Source organism: Pseudomonas sp. GM41(2012) (assembly GCF_000282315.2).
In the GTDB taxonomy this organism is placed as follows: Bacteria; Pseudomonadota; Gammaproteobacteria; order Pseudomonadales; family Pseudomonadaceae; genus Aquipseudomonas.
On the sequence record NZ_AKJN02000006.1, the window covers coordinates 1,954,460 to 1,980,567 of the forward strand.

A 26,108-nucleotide genomic window follows, 5' to 3' on the forward strand; every position below is an offset into this window, starting at 1 on the left:
CTCGTCATGTCCAAGAACGGTCCTTTCGCCCTGCTGTTCCATACCTTGGTGGTGCTGTTCATGCTGGCGCCGCTGGTGGTGGTTTGCCTTGTGGCCTTCACCCCGGAAAACACCCTGAGCCTGCCGACCACCGAGTTTTCCCTGCGCTGGTTCCGCGCGGTGTTTGAGCGTGCTGACTTTGTCGATGCGTTCTACAACAGCCTGATCCTGGCGTTCTGCGCGGCCAGTCTGGCGACGCTGATTGCGGTGCCGGCGGCGCTGGCTATCACCCGCTTCGAGTTCCCCGGCCGCGACTTTCTCAACGGCCTGTTCCTGTCGCCGATCATCATTCCGCACCTGGTGCTGGGTGTGGCGTTGCTGCGGTTGTTTGCGCTGATGGGCGTCAACGGCAGCTTCGCCTGGCTGATCTTCGCCCACGTGCTGGTGATCACACCGTACGTGTTGCGACTGGTGCTGGCGTCGGCCATCGGCCTGGATCGCAGCGCCGAACACGCCGCGCAATCGCTCGGTGCCGGACGCTTCACGCTGTTCCGGGAAATCACCTTGCCGATGATTCTGCCGGGGGTCGCCGGTGGCTGGCTGTTGGCGTTCATCAACAGTTTCGATGAAGTCACGCTGTCGATTTTCGTCACCTCGCCGGCCACGCAAACCTTGCCGGTGCGGATGTATGTGTACGCCACCGAATCCATCGATCCGATGATGGCGGCGGTGTCGGCACTGGTGATTGGGTTGACCGCGCTGACGATGATTTTGCTCGACCGGGTCTACGGCCTCGATCGGGTTCTGGTGGGCAAACAATGAGGGCGCCATGGCTCTGCTGAAACGACTGGCCGAAGGCGACCGCCCGGCCCTGGACTTTACCCTCGACGGCACACCGGCCACCGGCCTGCTCGGCGACACCTTGCTGACGGCGGTGCTGACTTGCAGCGAACACTTGCGCGGCAGCGACTTCAGCGCCGAACCCCGCGCCGGTTTTTGCATGATGGGGGCGTGTCAGGACTGCTGGGTAAGGCTGGGCGATGGTCGACGCGTGCGCGCCTGCTCGACGTTGCTCGAAGCCGGGCAGCAGATCAGCCGCGAACCGGGGCGCTCCCTATGAACACCTTTTCAATCTGCCGAAACCGGATCCCCTGTGGGAGCGGGCTTGCTCGCGAAAGCAATCTGTCAGCCAGCATGAATGTTGAATGTGCCGCCGTCATCGCGAGCAAGCCCGCTCCCACAAGGGTTCGGCGGCGTTCACGAAAGCCGGGGGCAACCCTCATCAACTGTGGGAGCGAGCCTGCTCGCGATAGCAATCTGTCTGCCAGTATTAATGTTGAATGCCCAACCGTCATCGCGAGCAGGCTCGCTCCCACAGGGGATCTGCGTCGCTCACACATGAGGTGGGTATGAATTCCGTGGTCATCATCGGTGCCGGTCCGGCCGGTATTCGTGCCGCACAAACCCTGGTCGCCCATGGCGTTCGCCCGGTGCTGCTGGACGAAGCAGCACGCGGTGGCGGGCAGATTTATCGTCGCCAACCGGCAAACTTCAAGCGCTCGCCGGTCAAGCTGTATGGCTTCGAAGCCGGCAAGGCCAACGCGCTGCATCAGACGATCGACGCGTTGCGCGAGCAACTCGATTACCGTCCCGAGACGTTGGTATGGAACGCCGAGGACGGTGCGCTCGACACTTTGCATGAGGGCCGCGCCGCGCGGCTGGCGTTCTCCCGGGTGATTGTCGCCACGGGCGCCACCGACCGGATTCTGCCGGTGCCAGGCTGGACCCTTCCGGGGGTTTACAGCCTCGGCGCAGCGCAGATCGCCCTCAAGTTTCAAGGCTGCGCCATCGGTGAACGCGTGGTGTTCGCCGGCAGCGGGCCGTTGCTGTACCTGGTGGCGTATCAATACGCCAAGGCCGGCGCCAAGGTGGTCGCGGTGCTCGACAGCTCGCCGTTCAGCGCTCAGGCCCGCGCCTTGCCCGGCCTGCTCTCGCAACCGGCCACCCTGGCCAAAGGCATCTATTACCGCAGTTGGTTGACCGCCCACGGCATCCCGGTGCATCAGGGCGCCAGCCTCACAGGGATCAACGGCGAACAGCGCGTGCAATCGCTGACCTGGCGCAACGCCAAGGGCGATCAGCATCTGGAGTGCGACGCCGTCGCCTTCGCCCACGGCCTGCGCAGTGAAACCCAACTCGCCGACCTGCTCGGCTGTGAATTCGCCTGGAACCCGCTCAACCGCGCCTGGCTGCCGCACCGTGACAGCGCCGGTCGCAGCAGTGTCGCCGAGGTTTACCTGGCCGGTGACGGCGCCGGCATCATGGGCGCCGACGCGGCGGAAATGGCCGGCGAACGCGCGGCTCTGGCGTTACTCGAAGACATCGGTTACCTGATCCCGCCGCAACGTGGGGCGCAATTGGAGCAGGCGCTGGGACGGATCGAGACCTTCCGCCAAGGTCTGGAACGGGCCTTCGTCTTTCCCGAGCATTGGGCCGCCGATGCCCCGAATGACGTGATGATCTGCCGCTGCGAAGAAGTGCGGGCCGGCGACATCCGCCAAGTGGTGCGCGAGGGGCATTGGGAGATCAACCGGGTCAAGGCGCATTGCCGGGTCGGCATGGGCCGCTGTCAGGGGCGGATGTGTGGCGCCGCCGCCGCGGAAATCATTGCCTGCGAAAGTCAGCGCTGCGTGTCCGACATCGGCAGGCTTCGGGCTCAGGCCCCCATCAAACCCCTGCCGTTTGGTCTGGAGGTCGAGTCATGATCGAAGTCGATGCTGTCATCATTGGCGGCGGAATTGTCGGCGCCTCCGCCGCGTTGTTTCTGAGCAAGGCCGGGCGTCGCGTGGCACTGCTGGAGCGGGACTTCTGTGGCTCACATTCCAGCGGCGTGAACTACGGCGGCGTGCGGCGCCAGGGGCGACCACTCTCGCAACTGCCGCTGTCGCAGCGGGCCCACGACATCTGGGGACAACTGCCGCAGCTGATTGGCATCGACGGTGAGTATCAGCGCAGCGGCCACCTGAAACTGGCCCGCAGCCTCAACGATCTGCACGCCCTGCAAGACTATGCCGCCAGCAGTCGGGGCTTTGGCCTCGACTTGCAGGTACTCGATCGCAGTGAGTTACGCGCACGTTTTCCGTGGGTCGGCGAGGTGGCGGTCGGTGCCTCGTTTTGCCCCGATGACGGTCATGCCAACCCGCGACTGGTGTCCCCGGCGTTTGCCCGGGCGGCGCGGCGACATGGCGCCCAAGTCCATGAACAATGCCCGGTAACGGCGGTGGAACACGACGGCCAACGCTTTCGTATCAGCACGCAAACCGGTCTGGAGTTGCAGGCGCCCTGGCTGCTGAATTGCGCCGGAGCCTGGGCCGGCACCTTGGCGGAACACTTCGATGAGGGCGTGCCGATGCACGCCGGGCACCCGGCGATGCTGGTCACCGAGCCGTTGCCGCTGGTGATGAATGCCAGCACCGGGGTCGAGGGTGGCGGTATCTATGCCCGTCAGGTCGCTCGCGGCAATTGTGTGTTGGGTGGCGGCCAGGGTTTTGCCCTCGACGGTGCCCGCGCTCGGCCGGGCCAGCACGCGGTAATCGAGATCCTGCGTCAGGCCGTCGAGCTTTATCCGTTTCTTGAAGGCGCCCAGGCGATTCGCACCTGGAGCGGCACCGAAGGTTACCTGCCCGATCGCCAACCGGTGATCGGCCACAGTGGCACTCAACCCGGTCTGTTGCACGCATTCGGCTTTGCCGGTGCGGGCTTTCAGATCGGCCCCGCGGTGGGCCAGGCGCTCACCGAAATCATCTGCAGCGGCGCTTCAAAAACGTCGCTGGATGCGTTTTCCATCACCCGGTTTCACTCCATCTCCGTTGCTTGATAGAGGAAGGTCGCGCTAATGAATAACGTCAAACGCACTGCACTGCTCGGTATCTCCTGCTTGGGCGCCCTGCTCGCCGCCACCCAGGCCCATGCCGAACCGACGCTTTACCTGGGCATGAACGGCGGGACCATGGAGCGGCTCTACGCCGACAAGGTGCTGCCGGTTTTCGAGAAAGCCAACAACGTCAAAGTGGTGATCGTGCCCGGCACCTCCGCCGATATTCTGGCCAAGGTCCAGGCCAGCAAAGGCAACCCGCAGATGCACGTGATGTTCCTCGACGACGGCATCATGTACCGCGCCATCGCCATGGGGCTGTGCGACAAACTCGAAGACAGCGCACCGCTGGCGCAGATTCCGGCCAAGGGCCGCATCAAGGATCAAGCGGTGGCGGTCAGCCTCGGCGTGACCGGGCTGGCGTACAACACGCGTCTGTTCAAGGAAAAAGGCTGGACCGCGCCGACCTCGTGGATGGACATGGCCGACCCGCGCTTCAAGGACAAACTGGTGTTCCAGTCGATGGCGTCCTCGACCTTTGGCCTGCACGGCTTCCTGATGTTCAACCGGATTCAGGGCGGCAGCGAAACCGACGTCGAGCCAGGCTTCAAGGCGTGGCCGAACACCGTCGGACGCAACGTGCTGGAGTACATTCCGAGCTCGGCGAAGATTTCCGAAATGCTTCAGACCGACGAGGCCGCGCTGTTCCCGCTGACGCCGACCCAGGTCACCGCCCTGAAACTCAAGGGCATGCCGGTGGAGTATGCGCAACCGAAGGAAGGCGCCGTGGTGCTCAACGTGGCCGAATGTGCCATCGCCAACAACACTCAGCCGGAACTGGCGCAGAAACTCGCCGCTTTCTTGCTGACACCGGACGCTCAGGCTGCCGCGCTTGAAGATGGCGACCAGATCCCGTCCAACCCGAATACCCCGACCACCGACAAGACTCGCGGCCAGGTGGAGGCGATGAAGCAGTACCTGACCACTGCCATTGCGATCGATTGGGATCAGGTCAACGAACAGCGCCCGGCATGGAATGCGCGGTGGAATCGTAGTATCGAACGCTAGATAACTGACCCAACAAGATCTAGCGAACACCACAACCCTGTGGCGAGGGGGCTTGCCCCCGTTGGGCTGCGAAGCGGCCCCAAAACGATACACCTAGGTTTATCAGAAATACCGGGGGTGAATGGTTGGGCGACTGCTCCGCAGTCGAACGGGGGCAAGCCCCCTCGCCACAACTGGAATGAAAATTCCCCGTTTGGTTACACTACGCCGCCGCAGCTCGGTGGAGCCGGCGTGCAAATTACGGGGTGACATCACAGTGGCCGTTCAACCGCCAAACCGTTCGCGACTCACACCACGCTGGCCTGCGCTACGCCGCTTGTTCGGCAAGCCATCGGCGGCATCCGCCGGTAACACCGCGACCAGTCGAGTCATCCACGACTACTTCCACCGCAAGGCCCACACCCAGGGTTACACCCTCAGCCATAGCCAACTGCGCGTCATCGACTGCATGGCGCAACACGCCGCAGCGCTGTCGGGCACCTCGGCAAAAACGCTTCCCGGTCTTTACCTGCACGGCGCCGTGGGTCGCGGCAAGAGCTGGCTGCTCGACGGGTTTTTCCAGGCCCTTCCCCTCGCGGAAAAACAGCGCCTGCATTTTCATGAGTTTTTTGCGCACCTTCACCAAGGAATGTTCACTCATCGCGATCAACCCGATGCGCTGGAAACCACCCTCGACCAACAGCTGCGCGATTGCCGGGTGCTGTGTTTCGACGAGTTTCACATCCATGACATCGGCGATGCGATGCTCATTACCCGGCTGTTCAAGGCATTGTTCCGCCGACGCATACTGCTGCTGGTCACTTCCAACTACCCACCGGAAGGACTGCTGCCCAACCCGCTGTACCACGCGCGCTTCAAACCGGTGATCGACCTGATCAACGCTCGCATGCAGGTCATGGAGGTCGGCGGCCCCCACGACTACCGCAGTCAGGCGAGAACCCACGCCCAGCAGCTGTTTACCCAAGGCCAGTACGTCTGGCCGGCCACGCACACGCAGCGTCAGTCGTTGAACCTGCCCGAACGCGACGCGCCGGCCATTCAACTGCCCGTCGGGACACGCAACCTTCAGGCCCGACACTGTGAAGGGCGAACCATCGGTTTCACCTTCGGCGATCTGTGCGACCACCCCACTGCGGTGATGGATTACCTGGAACTGTGCCGACGTTTCGATCATTGGTTTATCGATGAACTGCCCAACCTCGCCGATTGTTCCATCGCCGCCCAGCAGCGCTTCATCAATCTGGTCGACGTTCTGTACGACCAGGACAAGCACCTGATTCTGCTCGGCCAGCAGTCTTTGCGCGAAAGCCTGGGCGGCGATGCCATCGATCTGGCGCGCACGCGCAGCCGGTTGGGGCAGTTGGTCGAAGTCAGGGATCCGTAATTTTGTGGTGCAGTTCAGACCGCTATCGCGAGCAGGCTCGCTCCTACATTGGAATGCGATCTAATGTGGGAGCGAGCCTGCTCGCGATAGCGGTGTGACAGCCACCACACATTTGCCGGTATCATGTCGCCCGTTTCCAGGCCTCCGCGCCCTCCTCTCGATCAATAGTGAATCTGTTCATGGATACCCTTGCCCAACTGCGCGCCGGCCAACTGTCGGGCATTACCCGCCTGGACCTCACCGGCGGCCTGACGGAGTTTCCGCGAGAAATCTTCGACCTGGCGGACTCGCTGGAAGTCCTCAACCTCAGCGGCAATGCCTTGAGCAGTCTGCCGGACGACTTGCACCGCCTGACCCGTTTGCGCGTGTTGTTCTGCTCGGACAATCTGTTCACCGAACTGCCTGACTGTCTGGGCCACTGCGCCGCACTGACGATGATCGGCTTCAAGGCCAACCGCATCGAGCGCGTGCCAGGCGCCGCCCTGCCACCGTTGCTGCGCTGGCTGATCCTGACCGATAACTGCATCACTGAACTGCCCGCCGAGCTGGGTGAACGCCCGCACCTGCAAAAACTCATGCTGGCTGGCAACCGCTTGCAACGTTTGCCGCAGAGCTTGCGTCATTGCCATAGACTCGAACTGATCCGCATCGCCGCCAATCAGTTGAGCGAGTTGCCCGAGTGGCTGCTGTCCCTGCCCAGCCTGACCTGGCTGGCGTACGCCGGTAACCCGCTGGAGACCGAAGCCGATGCGGCCGCTCTCGAAGCCACCCCCCGCATTCCCTGGTCTGAACTGCGACTGGAGCAGCAACTGGGCGAAGGCGCCTCAGGAGTGATTCATCGGGCCATGTGGGATCGACCAGACCAGCCGGCCACACAGGTCGCGGTCAAACTCTACAAAGGCGAAATGACCAGCGATGGCTCGCCGTTGCACGAAATGAACGCCTGCATCACCGCAGGTTGTCACCCCAACCTGATCCGGGTTGAAGGGCGAGTCGTCGAGCATCCAGAAGCCCAGGCCGGGCTGGTGATGCAATTGATCGATCCGAGCTACCGCAATCTGGCCGGGCTGCCGAGCCTGGCCTCATGCACCCGCGACGTTTACGCCAACGACACCCGGTTCAGCGCTGGCGTGGCATTGCGCATTGCCTGTGGCATCGCCTCGGCAGCCGAACATTTGCACCAGCATGGCATCACCCACGGCGACCTCTACGGCCACAACATTTTGTGGAACGAGCACGGTGATTGTCTGCTCGGGGATTTTGGCGCCGCGTCTTTCCATGCCATCTCGGACAGCCTTGAAAGCCGTGCGCTGCAACGGATCGAGGTACGGGCGTTTGGTGTTTTGCTGGGAGAATTGTTGGAGCGGATCGACTCAGGGTTGAGCGATGAAGGTCGTGTGCAGCTGGAGCAATTGCAGCAGCGCTGCTGTCAGCCGCAGGTGCTGGAGCGACCGGGGTTCAACGAGATTGTGCAGGCGTTGAATCGCTGGTGACCGCTGCGCGGTCAATCGCGAGCAGGCTCGCTCCCACAGGTTTTGTGTCGAACCTATAATTTTTATTCAACACAACCTACTGTGGGAGCGAGCCTGCTCGCGATGGCGGTATCACTGAAAAATCAAATTACCCCGCCAACCCGACAAACATGTCCTGCACGTCATCGTGGTTATCGAGGCCTTCGAGGAAGGCTTCGACTTCAGCCATCTGCTCATCGCTCAGACCGCTGACCGGGTTTTTCGGCTGGTAACCCAGCTTGGCCGACAACACGGTGAACCCTTGCTCGGGCAGGGCTTTCTGCACGGCGTCCAGGTCCGCAGGCTCGGTCAGGAACAGGGTCGTGCCCTCTTCGTCACCCGGCTCGAAATCCTGGGCGCCGGCTTCGATGGCGGCCATTTCCGGATCGGCGTCAGGGCTGTCCGGGGACGCCTCGATCATGCCGACATGGTTGAAGTCCCACGCTACCGAACCGGAAGCGCCCAATTGGCCCTTGCGGAACGCAACGCGGATTTCAGCGACGGTGCGGTTGATGTTGTCGGTCACGCATTCAACGATCAGCGGTACCTGATGCGGTGCGAAGCCTTCATAGGTCACGCGATGGTATTGCACGGTTTCGCCCAACAGGCCCGCGCCTTTCTTGATCGCGCGATCCAGGGTTTCCTTGGGCATCGAGGCTTTCTTGGCCTGCTCGACCACCAGACGCAGGTGTGCGTTGGTGGCAGTATCGGCACCGTTACGGGCAGCGATGGTGATTTCTTTTACCAGTTTGCCGAAGATCTTGCCCTTGGCGTTAGATGCCGCTTCTTTGTGTTTAACCTTCCACTGTGCGCCCATTACTCACTCTCTTGATCTGTGGCGCCGAGACATCTATTGGCCGACGCATGGCGCAAGTTTATACGCCCTAAAGTTGGCAATCGACCAAAAAATCCAACCTGTTCACCCGCACGACCAATCGACATCTTCACCGGAAGTTGTAGGGCGATTCTGAAACTTCGATTTGCGGTGACCATAAACGGCTGTGGTTTCGTACCCTCTGCGCCCGAATTCCATGGCAGAAGCGCGTTCGATGCACAACGACAAGGAAAGTCCCTTCACCCTGACACTTCTCGACGGCGATTTGAGTTTGCAGGTGTTGCAGTTCAGTGGCCGAGAAGCCCTCAACCAGCCCTATCGATTCGACATCGAAGTGATCGGCCTCGCACCGGCCATGAACCTCGACCGATTGCTGCAACAGCCGGTGTTCCTCAGCCTGATGGAGGGCCAGGGTATTCATGGTGTACTTCACAGTGCCAGTCGCGAGTATCGCGGCCCACACCGGATCGGCTACAAACTGGTGCTGGTGCCCTACCTTCAATGGCTTGACCGGCAGCGTTCACGCCGCGTCTTTCATCACCTCAGCGTACCGATGATCCTGCATCAACTGCTGGAGGAACATGATGTGCCCGAAGGGAGCTATCGCTTCGAATTATCCAGCGGACACTATCCCGTCCGGCCTTTTTGCATTCAGTACGAGGAGAGCGATCTGGCATTGCTGCAACGGCTGTGCGAAGAAGAAGGCATTCACTATCACTTCGAACATCAGCGCGACGGGCATGTGCTGGTCCTGGCGGATGACAGCCTGAGTTTCCCCCAGGACCCCGTCCTTACGCCGTTCCAGGGCAACGCGTTCGACGACACTGACGTGCCGGTGATCAGTGAGTTGTTCCAGCGCCATGACTCGCCGCCCTTTCCCTCACGACTGGAAGCCAGGAACCGTGGCTCGCAAAAACCCGACGAGGGAGCGGCCAACCACGCTTTCAGCAAACCATTGCCGGTGATGGTCCGGCCCGCGGCCGAGCACATCCATCACGATCAGTTGAGCCGACGACAACTGGAACGTTTGCGGTGCCAGCACCTGCAGATCCACGGTCAAAGCAACCAGAGCGCACTGCGCAGCGCACAGATAGTGCAAGTGTCAGAACATCCACTGGCGAACTTCAACGATCAGTGGCTGCTCACCGAAACCCGACATCAGGGCCAACAACCTTCGATTCTTGCCACCGACAAACCCGTCACTGTCCGCCATTACCGCAATCAGTTCACCGCCATTCCCTGGTCAACGGTATTCAGGCCGGCGCTCAAACAGACGAGGCCGAGCATCCCGGGCTATCAGCCCGCCCGGGTGCTGGGCCCTGCCGGGCAGCCGGCGGCGCTGGATGATCGAGGTCGAATACAGGTCGGGCTGTGGCCAACAGCGCAAGCGGATCCGCTTGAATCTGCCGGACTCTGGCTACCGGTGGCCCTTGCAGCGCCGGACGGTCGGATTAACCCGTGCAACCTGCCAAAGGCCGGCAGCGACGTCCTGATCAGTTTTCTCGACAGTGACCCGGACCGGCCGGTGCTGTGCGTCGGCATGGGCCATCACCCGCGCACTCGGCCCGTTCCCGAGCCACGCCGCGATAGCCACTTGCTGCTCGACTGGCTGGTCAATCGCTCGGACCTCACGCCCTGACACTCAGCCCTTGTCGGCCGCCGCCGCGAATGGGTCAACCCTTAAGTACGCAGAGGTTTTACCGTGATCGGTTGGTTAGGCACGGAAGCGCTTTCGGCACGCAGGCCTGCCGGGCGGCTGTTCCAGTGTGGGAGCAACACCAGGGCCGAAAACAACGCGCAGCCAGCGAAGACGATGAACACGGTGACCGAGTCGAAGTAGCCCGGCAGCAATCCGCCGAGAATCGCCCCGACCGAGCCGCAACCGTTGACGAAACCGGCCGCTGTGGCGCCGGCCTTGGCGGTGCCGAAATCGATCGCGGCCGCGCCGCTGATCATCGAGTCCGGTCCGTACAGGGTCAGGCCCATGACGAACAGCAGCGCCACCACCAGCATCACGCTGCCGGTATGCAGGGCGCCCATGAACAAGGCCAGGGTCACGGTCAGCGCCAACAGGCTGAGCACACACGCCGGCATGCGTCGGGCACCGAACAGTTTGTCCGAAGCGAGACCCAGCAGAATCGGCCCGAGTAACCCGGCCAGTTCAAACGCAGTCGGAATGATTGCCGCGCCGACCTTGCCCACCGAGGGCATCTGCTCGAAGACGATCACCGGCCCCCAGAGCAGAATCGCGTAGCGCGCCGGCTTCAGCAGAAAATACGCGAGGCCCAGAACCAGCACGGTGCGGTTGCGCAGAATTTCTTTTAACGGTTCCAGAATGCTGATCTTGCTTTGCGCGTCGGCCTCTTGCGCCGTCAGTTGCGGCTCCGGCTCCACCGCCGGCAAGCCAACGTCTTCGGGTTTGTTGCGCTGAAAAATAAAAAACAGCACGGCGACCAGCCCAACCACCGCCGCACTGGAAAAGAACGCCGCATGCCAGGTGCCAATCAGCGTATACGCCCACCAGCCAGCGAACGGCGAAGCCACCAACCCACCAAAGGCGTAGCAGGAACTCCACAACCCCAGCACCCGCCCGCGCTGTTCAGAGGGAAAGAAGCTACCGAGGTTCTTGCACAGCCCGGACCAGCCGGTGGACTGCGCCAACCCTTGAATCAGCATGCAGGTGGCGAAGATCGGCAACGTCGCAAAACTGCCCATCACCAAGGCTGCTACCGCTGAAATCAACAACCCGCCAAACACTACGACCCTTGGGCCAAAGCGGTCGGCCAGGATGCCCCAGGTGAATTGCCCGATGGCGTAAGCCGTGAGGTAGATAGCGTCGAGGTTGGCCATGGCCATTTTGTCGAGCATGAAAGTGGGGTCTTCGGCGATCCCCAGTTTTGCCACGGAAAAGGCTTTGCGGGTGAAGTAGAACGCGGCGTAAGCGAGCCAGGTGATCGCGAAGATCTGCACGCGCCAACGCTTGATGGTGCCGATGTGCTTGTTCATGGTGGTTCTGACCTCAGGGTATGAGTGTGCCGGCAGAATTTGAGAAATAACGCCTGTTTTTTTATTGTTGAGCACTTCGATATCGCAGCTTCCCTGAGGCGATATCGGTCAGATGAGTCCTGCTGTTGCACGCACAGGCTCATGGCCGCCAACGCTGTTCGACTGACCAGTCACCGGGGCTGAGGTCGATAAAAACAATTACTGATTAATAAGTGAAATCGATTTATCGTATTTCCAAAATAAGCTCAGATTGTTACTGGAGTTTTCGATGTCGGTTTCCCACGCCCAGCTCAAAGCCTTCCACGCCGTGGCCGTCCATGGAAGCTTCACCAAAGCCGCCGAGCGGCTATTTCTCACGCAACCGGCGATTTCCGACCAAGTGCGCAAGCTCGAAGAGCGTTTCGGTGTGTTGCTGTTCCACCGCAACAAACGCTCGGTGCGCCTGACCGATCTGGGCGAACGTTTGCTGAGCATTACTCAACGACTGTTCGTCATCGAGGCCGAGGCTCAAGAGTTACTCCAGGAGTCTCAGGCACTGCAGACCGGCAGCCTGATTCTCGCCGTCGACGCACCGGTGCATGTGCTGCCGCAGATCGCGCGGTTCTGCGAACGCTACCCCGGCATCAGCGTGAAGATCGAAACCGGCAACACCGATGAATCGCTGTTTCGGTTGTTCAACTACCAGGCCGACCTGGCGTTGCTGGGCCGGGAGGTGAGTGACGAACGTCTGATCTCGCTGCCACTGCGCAATGACCCGATGGTGGCGTTCGTTTCGCGCAATCATCCGTGGGCCGACCGTGAATCGATTTGCCTCGCTGACCTGGATGACACGCCTTTGGTGCTGCGGGAGATCGGCTCGGTGACGCGCCAGACGCTGGAAGAAGAAATGGCTCAGGCAGGCTTTCGCATTCGTCCGGCGATTCAGGTTGAAGGCCGGGAAGCAGCGCGTGAGGCGGTGGTGGTGGGGATTGGTATCGGTGTGGTGTCGGCCGCCGAGTTCGGTGCGGATTCCAGGGTTTGCGCGCTGCCGATTACCGACTGCAAACGGCGATTGACCGAGACACTGGTGTGCTTGCGCGAACAGAGTTCGCGGCGGGTGGTGGCGACGTTTCTGGAGATGGTTCGCGAAAGCCTCCCCCTGTAGGAGCTGTCGAGTGAAACGAGGCTGCGATCTTTCCCGGTTCACTTGAGTCTCAAGCGAAAGGTCAAAAGATCGCAGCCTCGTTTCACTCGACAGCTCCTACAGAGACTGCGCGGTCAATTCAGATTCGGCGCCAAATCGAAAAACGCCTGTATCAAGCGCAAATCCCTCCGCCGTTCCATGCACCCAATCATGTGTCGGTTAACCAACCCGTCACCAAGAATCGGCACCGCCGCCACCCGCGGGTCGTGGCTAACCTCCACCGACGACACCACGCCAACCCCCAACTCTGCGGCGACGGCTTCGGTCACCGCCTCGCGACTGTCCAGTTCCAGCAACACCCGTGGACTGACCGACGCCGCCGCGCACGCCTCGTCGAAGGTGCGCCGGGTGATCGAACTTGGCTCGCGCAACACCATGATCACCTGATCCAGCGCCTTGAGCGGCACCCCCTTGGACATCTGCGCCCAGGGATGACCGTCAGGCACCAGCGCACAAATCCGTGATTCGCTCAAGTCTTGCAAATGCAGCCCCTTGCGCGGTTCGACCTCGGTCAGCACCGCCACGTCGGCATGCTCCGACAGCAACGCCGCCAAGGTTTCCTGAGCATTGCCCAGCCGCAGGTTCACGGTAATGCCGGGATACCGCGCGCGCAAACTGGCGAGCATCGGCATGACCATGTGCGGCCCGTCCGCCGCAACCTCCAGACGCCCGGTCAGCAACTGCCGGTTCGCTTCCAGCATCACCTGCGCTTCTTCGGCCAGACCGAACATCGCGCGAGTGATCGCGGCCAGTTTGGTGCCCTCCTCCGTCAGCTCCACCCGTCGAGCGGTGCGCCGCAACAGGGTGATCTGGTAATGCTCCTCCAGCGCCTTGATGTGCCCGGTGACCGCCGGTTGGCTGATGAACAGTCGCGCGGCGGCCCGGGTGAAACTGCCCTCGCGGGCCACCGCATCGAATGCGCGGAGCTGGAACAGGTTCATGAATAACCCTCACTGATGACTGGCATAACAACAAACAATTTGATTGATAGCTCGGCAAATTGCAATTTAAGCCCCGTAGCTTCATCCCATCGATTGCGAGGACACGAGAATGAGTACCGCCGAACCCATCCTGCTCACCCCCGGCCCACTGACCACATCGGCCCGCACCCGTCAGGCGATGATGGTCGACTGGGGTTCATGGGATGACCGTTTCAATCAACTGACCGCCAGCCTGTGCGAACAACTGCTGGCGATCATCAACGGCGGCGACAGCCACCACTGTGTGCCCCTGCAAGGCAGCGGCACCTTCGCGGTCGAAGCGGCGATCGGCACGCTGGTGCCTCGCGACGGCAAAGTCCTGGTGCTGATCAACGGCGCTTACGGCAAACGCCTGGCGAAAATCTGCGAAGTGCTCGGCCGCTCCTTCAGCACCTTCGAAACCGCCGAAGACGAACCGACCACCGCCGCCGACGTCGACCGCCTGCTGCGCGCCGATGCCAGCATCACCCACGTCGCGCTGATTCACTGCGAAACCAGCACCGGGATCCTCAACCCGCTGCCGGAAATCGCCCACGTCATCGCGCAACACGGCAAACGCCTGATCATCGACGCCATGAGCTCTTTTGGCGCCTTGCCGATTGACGCGCAACAGGTGCCGTTCGACGCGCTGATCGCCGCTTCGGGCAAATGCCTGGAAGGCGTGCCGGGAATGGGCTTTGTCTTCGCTCGCAAAGAAGCGCTGGCCAATGCCGCCGGCAACTCGCACTCGCTGGCAATGGACCTTTTCGATCAACACACCTACATGGCCAAGACCGGCCAATGGCGCTTCACCCCGCCGACCCACGTAGTCGCGGCGCTGCACGAAGCCCTGCTGCAATACAACGAAGAAGGTGGCTTGCCCGCCCGGCATCAGCGTTATGCCAACAACTGCCAGGTGCTGCTCGATGACATGGCCAAGTTGGGGCTGCGCAGCTTCCTGCCCGCCGCGATTCAGGCGCCGATCATCGTCACCTTCCACGCACCGAAAGACCCGCGCTACCAGTTCAAGGAATTCTACGAACGCGTCAAGGCCAAGGGTTTCATCCTCTACCCCGGCAAATTGACCCAGGTCGAAACCTTCCGCGTCGGCTGCATTGGCCACGTCAATCAGGACGAGATGCATGCCGCCGTATCGGCGATCGCCGAAGTACTGCGCGAGATGGAAGTCCTCGAAATCTGAACCACACCGCATTCCCCTGTGGGAGCGAGCTTGCTCGCGAAGGCGGTCTGACATTCACCCTTGATGTCGACTGACAGGGCCCCATCGCGAGCAGGCTCACTCCCACAAAAGCAGCGCCTCTATTAGCCAGTTGCCACAGGATTTGATCACCATGAACTATACAAACCCAACCAAGCTGCAAGCCGCCATCCTCGACTGGGCCGGCACCGTGGTCGACTTCGGCTCCTTCGCGCCAACTCAAATTTTTGTCGAAGCCTTCGCCGAGTTCGACGTCCAGGTTTCAATCGAAGAAGCCCGCGGCCCGATGGGCATGGGCAAGTGGGACCACATCCGCACCCTGTGCGATCAGCCGCAAGTGGCCGAACGTTATCGCGCCGTGTTCGGCCGCACGCCGACCGACGATGACGTCACCGCCATCTACAAACGCTTCATGCCGCTGCAAATCGAGAAAATCGCCGAGCACTCGGCGCTGATTCCGGGCGCACTGGACACCATCGCCAACCTGCGCCAGCAAGGGATCAAGATTGGTTCCTGCTCCGGCTACCCGAAACAGGTCATGGACAAGGTCGTCGAACTGGCCGCCACCAACGGTTACGTTGCCGACCATGTGGTCGCCACCGACGAAGTGCCCAACGGCCGTCCATGGCCGGCCCAGGCGCTGGCCAACGTGATCGCCCTCGGGATCGATGATGTCGCTGCCTGCGTGAAGATCGACGACACCGTGCCGGGCATTCTTGAAGGTCGCCGCGCCGGCATGTGGACCGTGGCGCTGATTTGTTCCGGTAATGCGCTGGGCCTGGACTACGAAGGTTACCGTGCCCTCGGCAGCGACCAACTGGACAGCGAACGCAAGCGCATCCACCGGATGTTCGAAGGCTCGCGCCCGCACTACATGATCGACACCATCACCGATTTGCCGGAAGTGATCGCCGATATCAACAAGCGTCTGGCCAAGGGCGAGATGCCACAAACCAACTGATTGCGCCTGTCGCAGCATAAAAAAACGCCAGTTCCTTAACGGAACTGGCGCTTTTTTGTGGCCAACCACTTGATCCAGAGCATTGCACGCCCAAATAGCCACAGGCAAATCCACCAAAGCGGATTACAGTTAAAGCACACCGTCGAACAAGAGCGGTGGCTCGACCTGACCTGTGAGGAACACCGTATGCCCTGGAAGAACTCCGACTCACGCTACAGCACCGTATCGATCACGCTGCATTGGTTGATGCTGGTCCTGCTGGCGCTGGTTTACGCCTGCATCGAATTTCGCGGAATCTTTCCAAAAGGCAGTGGCGGCCGGGCGCTGATCACCGAATCGCACTTCATGCTGGGCTTGACGGTGTTTGTACTTGTCTGGCTGCGCCTGTTTGCCCGTAGCCTGGGCCCGGCACCGCAAATCTTCCCGGCCTCGCCTCACTGGCAGACCGTATTGGCCAAACTGATGCACTGGGCGCTGTACATTTTCATGATCGCCATGCCGATTCTGGGCTGGCTGGTCACCAGCGCAAAAGGTCACCAAGTGATGTTCTACGGCTTCGACCTGCCGCTGCTGATCCCGGAGGACAAGGCGTTGGCCAAGCAGATCGAGGGCTGGCATGAACTCGGCGGCACTATCGGTTACTGGCTGATCGGCCTGCACGCCTTGGCGGGGATTTATCACCACTATGTCGTGGGTGATAACACCTTGCTGCGGATGATGCCCAAGCGTGGTTGAACACAGGGTGGTTATTGAAATCCTCGGCGGCCCTGCAAGCCGCCAGTGTGGATGAAGATCAGGCGTGTACCCTTTTCGAATCTTCCCGCTTCGACTTGCTGCTTGAGCGCCAACAAGGCTTTGCCGGTGTACAGCGGTTCAAGGGGAATGCCGCTGGCCTGTTCGGTCTGATCGATGAATTCGAGTAACAGCGGATCGACTTTGGCAAAACCACCACGGCTGGCGTCGAACCATTCATAAGCGCGATTCTGAAAACCCGCCTCTTGCACAATTGATTCGACTTGCTGCGCCACACCATGATCGTCGGGCACCGCCAGCGCGCCATACACCGGGTGTTCACCCGCCTCGGCCAGTACCAGACCAGCCAGGGTGGTGCCCGTTCCGCAGGCCAGCCACCAGCCGTCGTAGTCGCTCCAGCCCAGACCGTTCAGTTGCGCGCTGACCATTGTCCTCAGCGGCATGCAACCCTTTGCTCCCTGTAAACCGCCGCCACCTTCCGGCACCGGATGCAGGTCGGGATACTGCGCCTGCCATGGCAACCAGAAACCCGGCTCGTGCCGCGCTCGATAACCGCCATAACCCAGCCAATGCAACTGCATGCCGAACGCCTGCAAGTCTTTCACCGTTGGCGTTTCTTGCGGATGACCGCGCAGCAGGCCAACGGTGGTGAAACCAAAACGTTTTCCCGCCGCGGCCAGTGCATGCAGATGATTGGAGTGGGCACCGCCCAGACTGATGATGCCCTTGGCACCGATCCGGTCAGCGGCTTTCAGGTGCTCGATGAGTTTGAACCACTTGTTGCCACTGATCAGCGGGTCGATCTGGTCGAGGCGCAGGATTGCGACTTCGATGCCAGCGGTGGTCAGCCAACCGAGATGAAGGGGTTTGAGAGGGGCCTGGGTTAGCCAATCGTTGGGCGGGAGAAGCATCGATACCGGCTCTAGGTGAAGAGCCGGCATCTTAACAGCCATTGTGGCGAGGGGATTTATCCCCGTTGGGCTGCGAAGCGGCCCCTGTTTTTCCAACCATACCGCGTCCAATGGATTACGACGGCTTCGCCGCCGAACGGGGATAAATCCCCTCGCCACAGGGCCTGTGTTGATTACAACTCAGCCGCCAGACGCGAACCCTGGTTGATCGCGCGTTTGGCATCCAGCTCCGCCGCCACATCCGCGCCGCCAATCAAATGCACGTTCTGCCCGGCCGCCACCAGACCCTCGTGCAATTCACGCAGCGGATCCTGCCCGGCGCAGATCACGATGTTGTCCACCGGCAGCAGCTGCGGCTCGCCGGTTTCGCCGATGCGGATGTGCAAACCCTCGTCGTCGATCTTCAGGTACTCGACGCTGTTGAGCATCTGTACCTGCTTGTTTTTCAGACCGGTGCGGTGAATCCAGCCCGTGGTTTTACCGAGGCCATCGCCGACCTTGGATTTCTTGCGTTGCAGCAGGAACACTTCACGCGCCGGTGCGTGAAGTTCCGCCTTGATGCCGGCGACACCGCCGCGCGCTTGCAGATGCGTATCGATGCCCCACTCCTTCCAGAACGCCTCGCGATCCTGGCTGGTGGCCACGCCCTGGTGAACCAGGAACTCCGACACATCAAATCCGATACCACCGGCGCCGATCACCGCGACGCGCTTGCCCACCGGTTTGCGCTCAAGGATCACGTCCAGATAGCTCAGTACCTTGGCGTTCTCGACACCCGGAATCGCCGGGGTTCTTGGCGCGATGCCGGTGGCGAGAATGATCTCGTCGTAACTGCCCTCGACCAGTTTCGCCACGTCGACGCGGGTGTTCAGGCACACCTCAACGTGGGTGGTCTGTAGTTTGCGGTTGAAGTAGCGCAGGGTTTCGAAGAACTCTTCCTTGCCCGGCACACGCTTGGCGATATTGAACTGGCCGCCGATTTCGCTGGCCGAATCAAACAACGTTACCTGATGACCACGCTCGGCGGCCACGGTCGCTGCGGACAAACCCGCAGGACCGGCACCGACCACCGCGATTTTCTTGATCTGCTGCACCGGCAGGTAATTGAGTTCGGTTTCATGACAGGCGCGTGGGTTCACCAGGCAACTGGTCAACTTGCCGCCGAAGGTGTGGTCCAGACAGGCCTGGTTGCAACCGATGCAAGTGTTGATTTCATCGCCACGGCCGGCCGCGGCCTTGTTGACGAAGTCCGGGTCGGCGAGGAACGGCCGCGCCATGGAGACCATGTCGGCATCGCCTTCGGCCAGAATCTGCTCGGCCACTTCCGGGGTATTGATCCGGTTGGTGGTGATCAGCGGAATGCTCACCGAGCCACGCAGCTTGGCGGTGACTTTGCTGAACGCACCGCGCGGCACTTTCGTGGCAATGGTCGGGATCCGCGCTTCGTGCCAGCCAATGCCGGTGTTGATGATGGTCGCACCGGCTTGCTCGATGGCCTTGGCCAGCGTCACGATTTCTTCCCAGCTGCTACCGCCTTCCACCAGATCGAGCATCGACAGGCGGAAGATAATGATGAAGTTCGGGCCTACCGCTTCGCGCACCCGACGGACGATTTCCACCGGCAGGCGCATGCGGTTTTCGTAGCTGCCGCCCCAGCGGTCAGTACGGTGGTTGGTGTGGGCGGCGAGGAACTGGTTAATGAAATAACCTTCGGAACCCATGATCTCGACGCCGTCGTACTCGGCCTGTTGCGCCAGGGCCGAACAGGTGACGAAATCGCTGATCTGCTTCTCGATGCCTTCCTCGTCCAGCTCTTTTGGCTTGAACGGGTTGATCGGCGCCTGAATGGCACTCGGCGCGACCTGTTTCGGGCTGTAGGCATAACGCCCGGCGTGAAGGATCTGCATGCAGATCTTGCCGCCCGCCTCGTGCACCGCGCGGGTGACGATCCGGTGCTTGAGCGCTTCTTCCTCGGTGGTGAGTTTGGCTGCGCCGGAGTACACCCCGCCCTCGTCGTTCGGGCCAATACCGCCAGTGACCATCAAGCCAACGCCGCCGCGGGCACGTTCGGCGAAGTACGCCGCCATGCGCTCGAAACCGCCGGGCTTTTCCTCAAGACCGGTGTGCATCGAACCCATCAGGGTACGATTGCGCAGCGTGGTAAAACCCAGGTCCAGCGGGGCCAACAGGTGCGGGTAATGAGCAGCGGCCATCGGTAACTCCACATCGAGCGATCACGGAAAAAGTGCAGGAGCTCTACGGCCCCCGTCAGTCATGCTGGACAGACTAAGAGTCGCACCGCCGTCACTCAATGACCGTAACTGACAACTTATTGATCCAAATGTGCAGCGCCCCTTGGCAAGTGCCGGTATGCGCCCTACCCTAGTCGCGAATCCTGCACACGGCCGTTGACTGTTTCCCCATGCGCAAACTTCTGTACCTGACCTTCTCCATGGCATTGATTGCCGCCCTTACGACCTACGCCATGTGGGCCGCGGACCGCCCGGTGGGTCATTACCTGTCGGACCTGCGCATCAACCTTGCGGTCGACCAAGGCACACCTGCTGATCGCGGCAATTTGCTGGGCATCCAGCCCGAGCTGTTTCCCACCGACTATCAAAGCCCCGAGCGCCTGCACCGCAAACTGGCGGCTTATTTGCAGCAGGCCCAGGACCAGGGACTGCTGAATGAAAAAACCATCGTCGTCCTGCCCGAACATGTCGGCACCTGGTTGATGGTCAGCGGCGAGAAAGATGAGCTGTACCAGGCCACCACGCTCAAGGAGGCCATGAACTGGCTGGCGGTCAGTAACCCACTGAAGTTCGTCCGCGCACTGATCAGCGCCAAGGGCGAAAAACGTCTGGACGACGCGCACCTGCGCATGAAGGCCAAAGCCATGGCCAAGGACTACCAGGCGCTGTTCGGTGGTCTGGCGAAAGAATTCCACGTGACGTTGGTGGCGGGCTCCATCGTGCTACCCGAGCCCAGCATCATCGACGGCACCCTGAAAATCGGCCGCGGCGCGTTGTACAACAGCAGCGTGGTGTTCGGCCGCGATGGCTTGCCGATCGGCCAACCCCAGCGTCAGATGCACCCGATTTTCGATGAACATGACGTCATTGCCGCCAATGGCGAGCATACGCTCAACGTCGTCGACACCCCGGCCGGACGCCTGGGCGTGTTGATCGGCAGCGACAGCTGGTACCCGGACAATTACCGCAAGCTCGACGACCAGGGTGCGCAGCTCGTCGCGGTCCCGGCGTTTGTGGTCGGGCGCGGCACCTGGGATAAACCGTGGCGCGGTTACAAGGGGCTGTCGACGCCTGGCTCGGTCAGTCTCAAGGCCGGGGAGCTCAGCGAGGGCCAGGCCTGGCATCGTCTGACACTCACCGCTCAACCGCCCAGCAGCCAGGCAATCGCTGGCATGAGTGTGTTCCTGCGCGGCCAGTTCTGGGATCAGGGCAGCGCCGGTCAAAGCTTTCTCAGCAGCAACGGGCAGCAGTTCGCCGACGGCAATGCCCGTGGCGCGCGTTTGCTGAACCTCTGGTTGTAACCGATGAAACCGTTGCCGATGCGCCTCGGCGATCTGTCGGTGGGCTTTGTTCATAGCCTGGCCGACGCCGTGCGCAGCCACGGTGTAGACCCTCAGCCGTTACTCGAACAATACGGCCTGGACGCGGCTCGTCTCAGCGAAGCGGGCGCCCGGCTCTCGATCCCGCGCTACATGCGCCTGGGTCACAGCGCCATTCAACTGACCGACAACCCGGCACTTGGCTTGCGCATGGGTCAGCTCAGTCGCTTGAGCCAGGTCGGCCTGGCCGGGGTCACTGCCGCTCAGGCGCCAACGGTGCGAGAAGCCGCGCGCTGCCTGATTCGCTTCGAAGCCTTGTATGGTTCCAACTATCGCGGTCAATCGAGTTTTCACGAAGACGCTCAAGGCGCCTGGCTGCGGTTTTATTCCATCAGCCCATACAACGCCTACAACCGCTTCGTGGTGGATTCGATCATTGCTGGCTGGTTGCAGCAATTGTCCAGCATCAGCCCTACCCCGTTGCGGGCCGAACGTATCGAGATCGAGTTCGAAGAGCCGGATTACCGCATGGCTTATGGCGTACTGGGCGACTGCCCGATCCAGTTCGGCAGTGAGCACAATCAACTGCGCTTGAGCCTTGCCAGCCTCGCCCAGCGCAACCCGGAACACTGCCCGAGCACCTGGCGACACTTGCTGCAACTGTGTGAGCGGGAACTGGAGCAACTGACACGCACCCGCAGCCTGCGTGAACGTATCACTCAGTTACTGGGGCCATTGCTCAATGGTGGCCGGGAACCCGACCTGGAAGAAGTGGCGGCACGCTTGAAACTGCCAACCTGGACCTTGCGCCGCAAACTCGCCGAGGAAGGCACGCAATTTCGCGCGATCCTCAATGACACGCGTCGCGACCTGGCCATGACCTACATCCGCGATACCGAACTGGCGTTCGGAGAAATCGCCTACCTGCTGGGTTTTGCCTCAGCCGAAGCCTTTCAACGGGCCTTCAAACGCTGGAGCGGCCAGACTCCCGGCGAGTTTCGCCGCAGTCATCGCCAATCCGCTTGACGCTTACAGCTCGGTAGCGTCTTCGGCCGGTTCCAGCGGGTCCAGTTCAAACGCCTGATACTCGAGCAGCTCTTCTTGATAATCGTCCATTTTGAATCCCCCACAGCTCGTTGAAAAAAACGCCTGAATAAATGACCAGCGCCCCGAGCATAAAGTGCCCACGTGAAAGAAAAATGACGCAGGCACGCCGCTCAGCAGCTACTTAATAAAACGTAGCAGGCCGTCAGGAATTTATCACAGGATTTTTTCGATACAGGCTGTAGGACAACGGCCTGGGTTGACGCGGGTCAATTTAAAAGCGCCGCTGCGGGATCGGTGTCGTCTGACCTGATCCCGCAGCGTCAGAGCACGATTACTGGCCTGAAACAGGAATGGCCGAAATAGGCTCGGTGGGTGGAGGCAGGCTTGATTGGGGCGGCGGAGTGACGGTTTCCGTGGTCGATGCCGGCTCGGCGCTCTCGGTCGGAGCAATCGGAGCGGCTTCAGGCGGCGGTGCAACAGGCTCAGAGGCTGCTGGAGCAGCTTCGGCAGGTGCCGGCGCAGCTTCTGCCGCAGACGGCGCCAACGGAGCCGGTGCGGCCTTGGCTTCAGGCACGCCGAGATCGGGTTTCGGCTTATCCTTGATGTGCGCAGCCTTTTTCGCTTCCGGCGGCAGGAACAACTCGACCAGAGTGAAGAAACGCTCGTAGAACTTGGGCGACGACACGGTTTCGCTGGCAACCTTGACCATCGAGTCGTCGGACGAACCGATCGGCATCGACACAGAACCCAGCACGCCCACACCAACGCTGGCGGAGTTGTTGGTCTTCTTCAGCGCATAACGATCCTGCAAGGCGTTGGCGAACATGGTCGCGTGGTGCCCCTCACTGCCGTCATCGGCACACACCACACTGAAGCTGATCTCCATGTGGGTCTCGCCGGTCTGCTGGAAGCTTTTGTGTCCACTGACCAGTTTCGGGTCGGCGCTGGTGATGATGTAGCCCTGGCTGAGCAACGCCCGACGGGCGGCTTCGCACGTCTGCGCATCCGTCACCGGGTAGCTGCGCGAAAACGTTCCAGAGTCATCGAAGTTCTCATGCTCGTAGATAGGGGCTTTCTTCGACGAGCAACCGGCCGCGGCGGCCAGCACCAACGCCAGCCCTGCAACACGCATGGGAATTGATTTAAACATTGAACATCCTGAGGAAAACGGTCCGGGGCGTATTGTGCAACAGATCGATGCTTAGCGGAGTATCGATTAGTGTCTTAAAACAATTACAAGTCTACTGACTGTCATTTACAGGAAAAAGTCGCACGGTAAATACTCAGGCGACGGGTAACCCGCGCTGCTTTCGTTTCACCCATAAAAAACCCCAGCCTTTCGGCCGGGGTCTTTGTGCAGCGTAAAACTCAGTCAGGCATCAGAACCGTTTGATCTCAGCCTGGCTTTCCAGCAGTTTGCGGTAGGCCGCAAAGTCTTGCTGGCCAATGCGCGAAGCGAGGAAGCGACGGTATTGAGCCTTCTCTTCTTCGGTCGGCGCAGCCGCTTCGTTCACGCCGTTCAGACGCACAATCACCAGGCTTCCATCGGCCAGGGTCACGTTGCTGAAGGTCGGCTTGTCCTTGGCGGCGGGCTTCGGCATGCGGAACAGCGCCTGCAGCACGGTTGGGTCAACCCCTTCCTGGCCACGAGTAGCTGCCTGGGTCACTTTCCAGCTCTGACCGTCGATCGCCTTGTCCAGCGCAGTCTTGCCATCGCGCAGGCTGGCAATCAGCTCTTCAGCCTTGGTCTTGGCGGCAGCACTGGCGTGCTCCTTGGTCAATTGCACGCGAATACTTGCAGCGACGCTTTCCAGCGGCAGTTGCGCAGGCTTCAGGTGCTCCTTGGCGCGCAGCACGATCACGGTTTCCGGATCGAGCTCGATGGCGGTGCTGTTGGCACCCTCATCCAGCACTTCAGGGCTGAACGCAGCAGTGACCACGGCACGGTTGGCCGCAACACCTTCGCCACCTTCACGGCCGAACGGTTTGGACGTATGAACAGTGAGCTTCAGGTCCTGCGCCGGCTGAGCCAGATCGGAGGCTTCGAACGACGAGTCTTCCAGTTGCTTGGTCGCCTCGACGAAACGCTGCTCGACCTGCTGGGTTTTCAGTTCACGGGTCAGCTTGTCTTTCAGGCTGGCAAACGTCGGCACTTCAGGCGCTTCAACACCCAACAGCTTGATCAGGTGAAAACCGAAGTCGGTGCGAACCGGTGCCGAGACCTGATCCTTGGCCAGCGCATACAGCGCTGTTTCGAAAGCTGGATCGTAGACACCAGGACCGGCATAGCCGAGGTCACCACCGTTGTTCGCCGAACCAGGATCCTGGGAGAACTCCTTGGCCAGGGCTTCGAACTTCTCGCCTTTTGCCAGACGTGCCTGGATCTCTTCGATCTTGGCCTTGGCTTGCGCTTCGGTCACCTTGTCGTTCACTTCGATCAGAATGTGCGCGGCCCGGCGTTGTTCCGACAGGTTCGCGGTTTCTTTCTGATACGCCGCTTGCAGGTCTTCGTCCTTGACGCTGACCTGATCAAAGAAGGAAGCCTTCTTCAATTCCAGGTAATCAATGACCACCTGGTCCGGCGTCATGAATTCCTTGGCGTGTTCGTCGTAGTAGGCTTTGACTTCATCGTCGGTCAGCTTCACAGCCGCCGGGTCAGCCTTGACGTTCAGGGAAGCGAAATCGCGGGTCTGTTTTTCCAAACGGGCGAATGCCAGAACCTGTGCGTCGGTGACAAAACCACTACCTGCCAGACCAGCGCGCAGCTGACCGATCAGCATTTCCTGAGCCAGCATCTGACGGAATTGCATGCGGCTGTAGCCGAGTTGGCGAATAACCTGGTCGAAACGCTCGGGGCTGAACTTGCCATCAACCTGGAATTCAGGCGTTTGCAGGATCACCTGGTCCAAAGCAGCTTCGGAAAAAGCGAACTTCGAGTTTTCTGCGCCTTGCAGCAGCAGCTTGCGATCGATCAGACCTTTGAGGGCCGATTCGCGCAGCATTTTTTCGTCGAGCAAGGAAGCATCGAAATCCTTGCCCAGCTGTTGCATGAGCTGACGGCGTTGCATATCGACCGCCTGGCTCAGCTCGTTCTGGCTGATTTCTTCGCCATTGACCTTGGCCGCATCATTACGATGCGTAGTGGCCTGAAATATGGCGTCGAAACCGGTCAAAGCCATCAGTGCAACGATGACCCCGATAATGGTCTTGGCAATCCAGCCTTGTGAATTGTCCCTGATATTCTGCAGCATGCGTCCCCCAGAAACGGTTGAACTTCAAAATTAGGCAACCGTGGAGCGTGGGTAGAATCCGGATAGAAGAAAGGCGCATCCGAGGATGCGCCTTCTCGTAACTGGCGGAGCGGACCGATGACTCGAACTTGCGAGCCTCGGTGTCTCGGATCGGCGTCTCGCCGACTGGACTACCGCTCCGCTGCCAGGTCAGGCATGACCCCGACCCGGATAGGCAAAAACCTGAATCGAACTTAGTTGACAGCTTCTTTCAGTGCTTTACCGGCTTTGAAACCTGGTTTTTTGGCTGCTGCGATTTCCAGCGTCTTACCGGTCTGTGGGTTACGACCAATGCGAGCTGGACGATCAGTGACGGAGAAAGTACCGAAACCAACCAGAACAACAGAGTCGCCAGCCTTGAGAGCGCCAGTGACGGATTCGATTACAGCGTCCAGCGCACGGCCAGCAGCAGCTTTCGGGATATCAGCGGATGCAGCGATAGCATCAATCAGTTCCGACTTGTTCACTCTAAGTCCCCTTATATCTATTTGAGTATGATTCTAAGTTTTTTGGTGAAAGCAAAAACGAGTGCTGAATGGCCTACAGACACTTAAGAG

General features: G+C 60.7%; 22 protein-coding genes. 14 read left to right on the forward strand and 8 right to left on the reverse strand.

All coding sequences use genetic code 11. The features are described 5' to 3' along the window. Positions 1–6 precede the first annotated feature (6 nt). From PMI27_RS17020 to PMI27_RS16990, 7 genes are all read left to right on the forward strand, one after another. A complete protein-coding gene (locus PMI27_RS17020; RefSeq protein ID WP_008148452.1) occupies positions 7–801 on the forward strand; it encodes an ABC transporter permease in 795 nt (264 codons plus the stop codon). Between the two features lie 7 nt (positions 802–808). Then, complete coding sequence (locus PMI27_RS17015) at positions 809–1,099, forward strand: (2Fe-2S)-binding protein (RefSeq protein ID WP_008148449.1); 291 nt, start codon at positions 809–811, stop codon at positions 1,097–1,099. 289 nt (positions 1,100–1,388) lie between these two features. Beyond that, positions 1,389–2,744 (forward strand): FAD/NAD(P)-dependent oxidoreductase, encoded by a 1,356-nt coding sequence (locus PMI27_RS17010; RefSeq protein ID WP_008148447.1) that lies wholly within the window; start codon positions 1,389–1,391, stop codon positions 2,742–2,744. Further along, positions 2,741–3,856 (forward strand): NAD(P)/FAD-dependent oxidoreductase, encoded by a 1,116-nt coding sequence (locus PMI27_RS17005; protein WP_008148445.1) that lies wholly within the window; start codon positions 2,741–2,743, stop codon positions 3,854–3,856. Before PMI27_RS17010 ends, PMI27_RS17005 begins: the two co-directional genes overlap by 4 nt. 18 nt (positions 3,857–3,874) lie before the next feature. Beyond that, positions 3,875–4,921 (forward strand): ABC transporter substrate-binding protein, encoded by a 1,047-nt coding sequence (locus tag PMI27_RS17000; protein ID WP_008148443.1) that lies wholly within the window; start codon positions 3,875–3,877, stop codon positions 4,919–4,921. Positions 4,922–5,177: 256 nt separating this feature from the next. Beyond that, positions 5,178–6,305: a cell division protein ZapE gene (gene zapE / locus PMI27_RS16995; protein ID WP_033053194.1), complete on the forward strand. Its 1,128-nt coding sequence runs from the start codon at positions 5,178–5,180 to the stop codon at positions 6,303–6,305. A 179-nt stretch (positions 6,306–6,484) separates the two neighbouring features. Beyond that, positions 6,485–7,798: a leucine-rich repeat-containing protein kinase family protein gene (locus tag PMI27_RS16990; protein WP_008148441.1), complete on the forward strand. Its 1,314-nt coding sequence runs from the start codon at positions 6,485–6,487 to the stop codon at positions 7,796–7,798. Positions 7,799–7,925: 127 nt separating this feature from the next. On the opposite strand, the gene PMI27_RS16985 is transcribed toward PMI27_RS16990, so the two are convergent. Next, positions 7,926–8,633 (reverse strand): YebC/PmpR family DNA-binding transcriptional regulator, encoded by a 708-nt coding sequence (locus PMI27_RS16985; RefSeq protein WP_008148440.1) that lies wholly within the window; start codon positions 8,631–8,633, stop codon positions 7,926–7,928. A gap of 232 nt (positions 8,634–8,865) precedes the next feature. Between PMI27_RS16985 and PMI27_RS16980 the strand changes: the two genes are divergently transcribed. Further along, a complete protein-coding gene (locus tag PMI27_RS16980) occupies positions 8,866–10,290 on the forward strand; it encodes a type VI secretion system Vgr family protein (RefSeq protein WP_008148439.1) in 1,425 nt (474 codons plus the stop codon). A 41-nt stretch (positions 10,291–10,331) separates the two neighbouring features. Here the strand turns inward: PMI27_RS16980 and PMI27_RS16975 are convergent, their stop codons facing one another. Further along, the gene (locus PMI27_RS16975) at positions 10,332–11,657 is read right to left on the reverse strand and encodes an MFS transporter (protein WP_008148438.1); all 1,326 of its coding nucleotides are present in this window, start codon (positions 11,655–11,657) and stop codon (positions 10,332–10,334) included. A gap of 268 nt (positions 11,658–11,925) precedes the next feature. Here PMI27_RS16975 and PMI27_RS16970 point away from each other — a divergent pair, with 268 nt between their 5' ends. After that, positions 11,926–12,801: a LysR family transcriptional regulator gene (locus PMI27_RS16970; RefSeq protein WP_008148437.1), complete on the forward strand. Its 876-nt coding sequence runs from the start codon at positions 11,926–11,928 to the stop codon at positions 12,799–12,801. A gap of 113 nt (positions 12,802–12,914) precedes the next feature. Here the strand turns inward: PMI27_RS16970 and PMI27_RS16965 are convergent, their stop codons facing one another. Further along, entirely contained in the window at positions 12,915–13,781 is an 867-nt protein-coding gene (locus tag PMI27_RS16965) for a LysR substrate-binding domain-containing protein (protein ID WP_008148435.1), read from the reverse strand. A gap of 109 nt (positions 13,782–13,890) precedes the next feature. Between PMI27_RS16965 and PMI27_RS16960 the strand changes: the two genes are divergently transcribed. The 3 genes from PMI27_RS16960 (at position 13,891) to PMI27_RS16950 (ending at position 16,714) form a co-directional block, all read left to right on the forward strand. Next, positions 13,891–15,000, forward strand: coding sequence for a 2-aminoethylphosphonate--pyruvate transaminase (locus tag PMI27_RS16960; RefSeq protein ID WP_008148433.1), 1,110 nt, complete (start codon positions 13,891–13,893; stop codon positions 14,998–15,000). Between the two features lie 151 nt (positions 15,001–15,151). Continuing rightward, the gene (phnX, locus tag PMI27_RS16955) at positions 15,152–15,979 is read left to right on the forward strand and encodes a phosphonoacetaldehyde hydrolase (protein WP_008148432.1); all 828 of its coding nucleotides are present in this window, start codon (positions 15,152–15,154) and stop codon (positions 15,977–15,979) included. Positions 15,980–16,165: 186 nt separating this feature from the next. Next, on the forward strand, positions 16,166–16,714 hold the full coding sequence (locus PMI27_RS16950; protein ID WP_008148431.1) for a cytochrome b: 549 nt from the start codon (positions 16,166–16,168) through the stop codon (positions 16,712–16,714). An 11-nt stretch (positions 16,715–16,725) separates the two neighbouring features. Here PMI27_RS16950 and PMI27_RS16945 read toward each other — a convergent pair whose 3' ends face one another. Further along, complete coding sequence (locus PMI27_RS16945) at positions 16,726–17,643, reverse strand: 1-aminocyclopropane-1-carboxylate deaminase/D-cysteine desulfhydrase (RefSeq protein WP_008148430.1); 918 nt, start codon at positions 17,641–17,643, stop codon at positions 16,726–16,728. 173 nt (positions 17,644–17,816) lie between these two features. Then, positions 17,817–19,856 (reverse strand): oxidoreductase, encoded by a 2,040-nt coding sequence (locus PMI27_RS16940; protein WP_008148429.1) that lies wholly within the window; start codon positions 19,854–19,856, stop codon positions 17,817–17,819. Between the two features lie 209 nt (positions 19,857–20,065). Between PMI27_RS16940 and PMI27_RS16935 the strand changes: the two genes are divergently transcribed. Together PMI27_RS16935 and PMI27_RS16930 are read left to right on the forward strand one after the other, a co-directional pair. Then, entirely contained in the window at positions 20,066–21,196 is a 1,131-nt protein-coding gene (locus PMI27_RS16935) for a carbon-nitrogen hydrolase family protein (protein WP_008148428.1), read from the forward strand. A gap of 3 nt (positions 21,197–21,199) precedes the next feature. Beyond that, entirely contained in the window at positions 21,200–22,240 is a 1,041-nt protein-coding gene (locus PMI27_RS16930) for an AraC family transcriptional regulator (RefSeq protein ID WP_008148427.1), read from the forward strand. Between the two features lie 352 nt (positions 22,241–22,592). Here PMI27_RS16930 and PMI27_RS16925 read toward each other — a convergent pair whose 3' ends face one another. The 3 genes from PMI27_RS16925 to PMI27_RS0229360 form a co-directional block, all read right to left on the reverse strand. Next, the gene (locus PMI27_RS16925) at positions 22,593–23,411 is read right to left on the reverse strand and encodes a DUF2242 domain-containing protein (RefSeq protein ID WP_008148426.1); all 819 of its coding nucleotides are present in this window, start codon (positions 23,409–23,411) and stop codon (positions 22,593–22,595) included. A 229-nt stretch (positions 23,412–23,640) separates the two neighbouring features. Further along, on the reverse strand, positions 23,641–25,512 hold the full coding sequence (locus PMI27_RS16920; protein ID WP_008148425.1) for a SurA N-terminal domain-containing protein: 1,872 nt from the start codon (positions 25,510–25,512) through the stop codon (positions 23,641–23,643). Between the two features lie 233 nt (positions 25,513–25,745). After that, positions 25,746–26,018, reverse strand: coding sequence for an HU family DNA-binding protein (locus tag PMI27_RS0229360; RefSeq protein WP_002552737.1), 273 nt, complete (start codon positions 26,016–26,018; stop codon positions 25,746–25,748). Between the last annotated feature and the right edge of the window lie 90 nt (positions 26,019–26,108).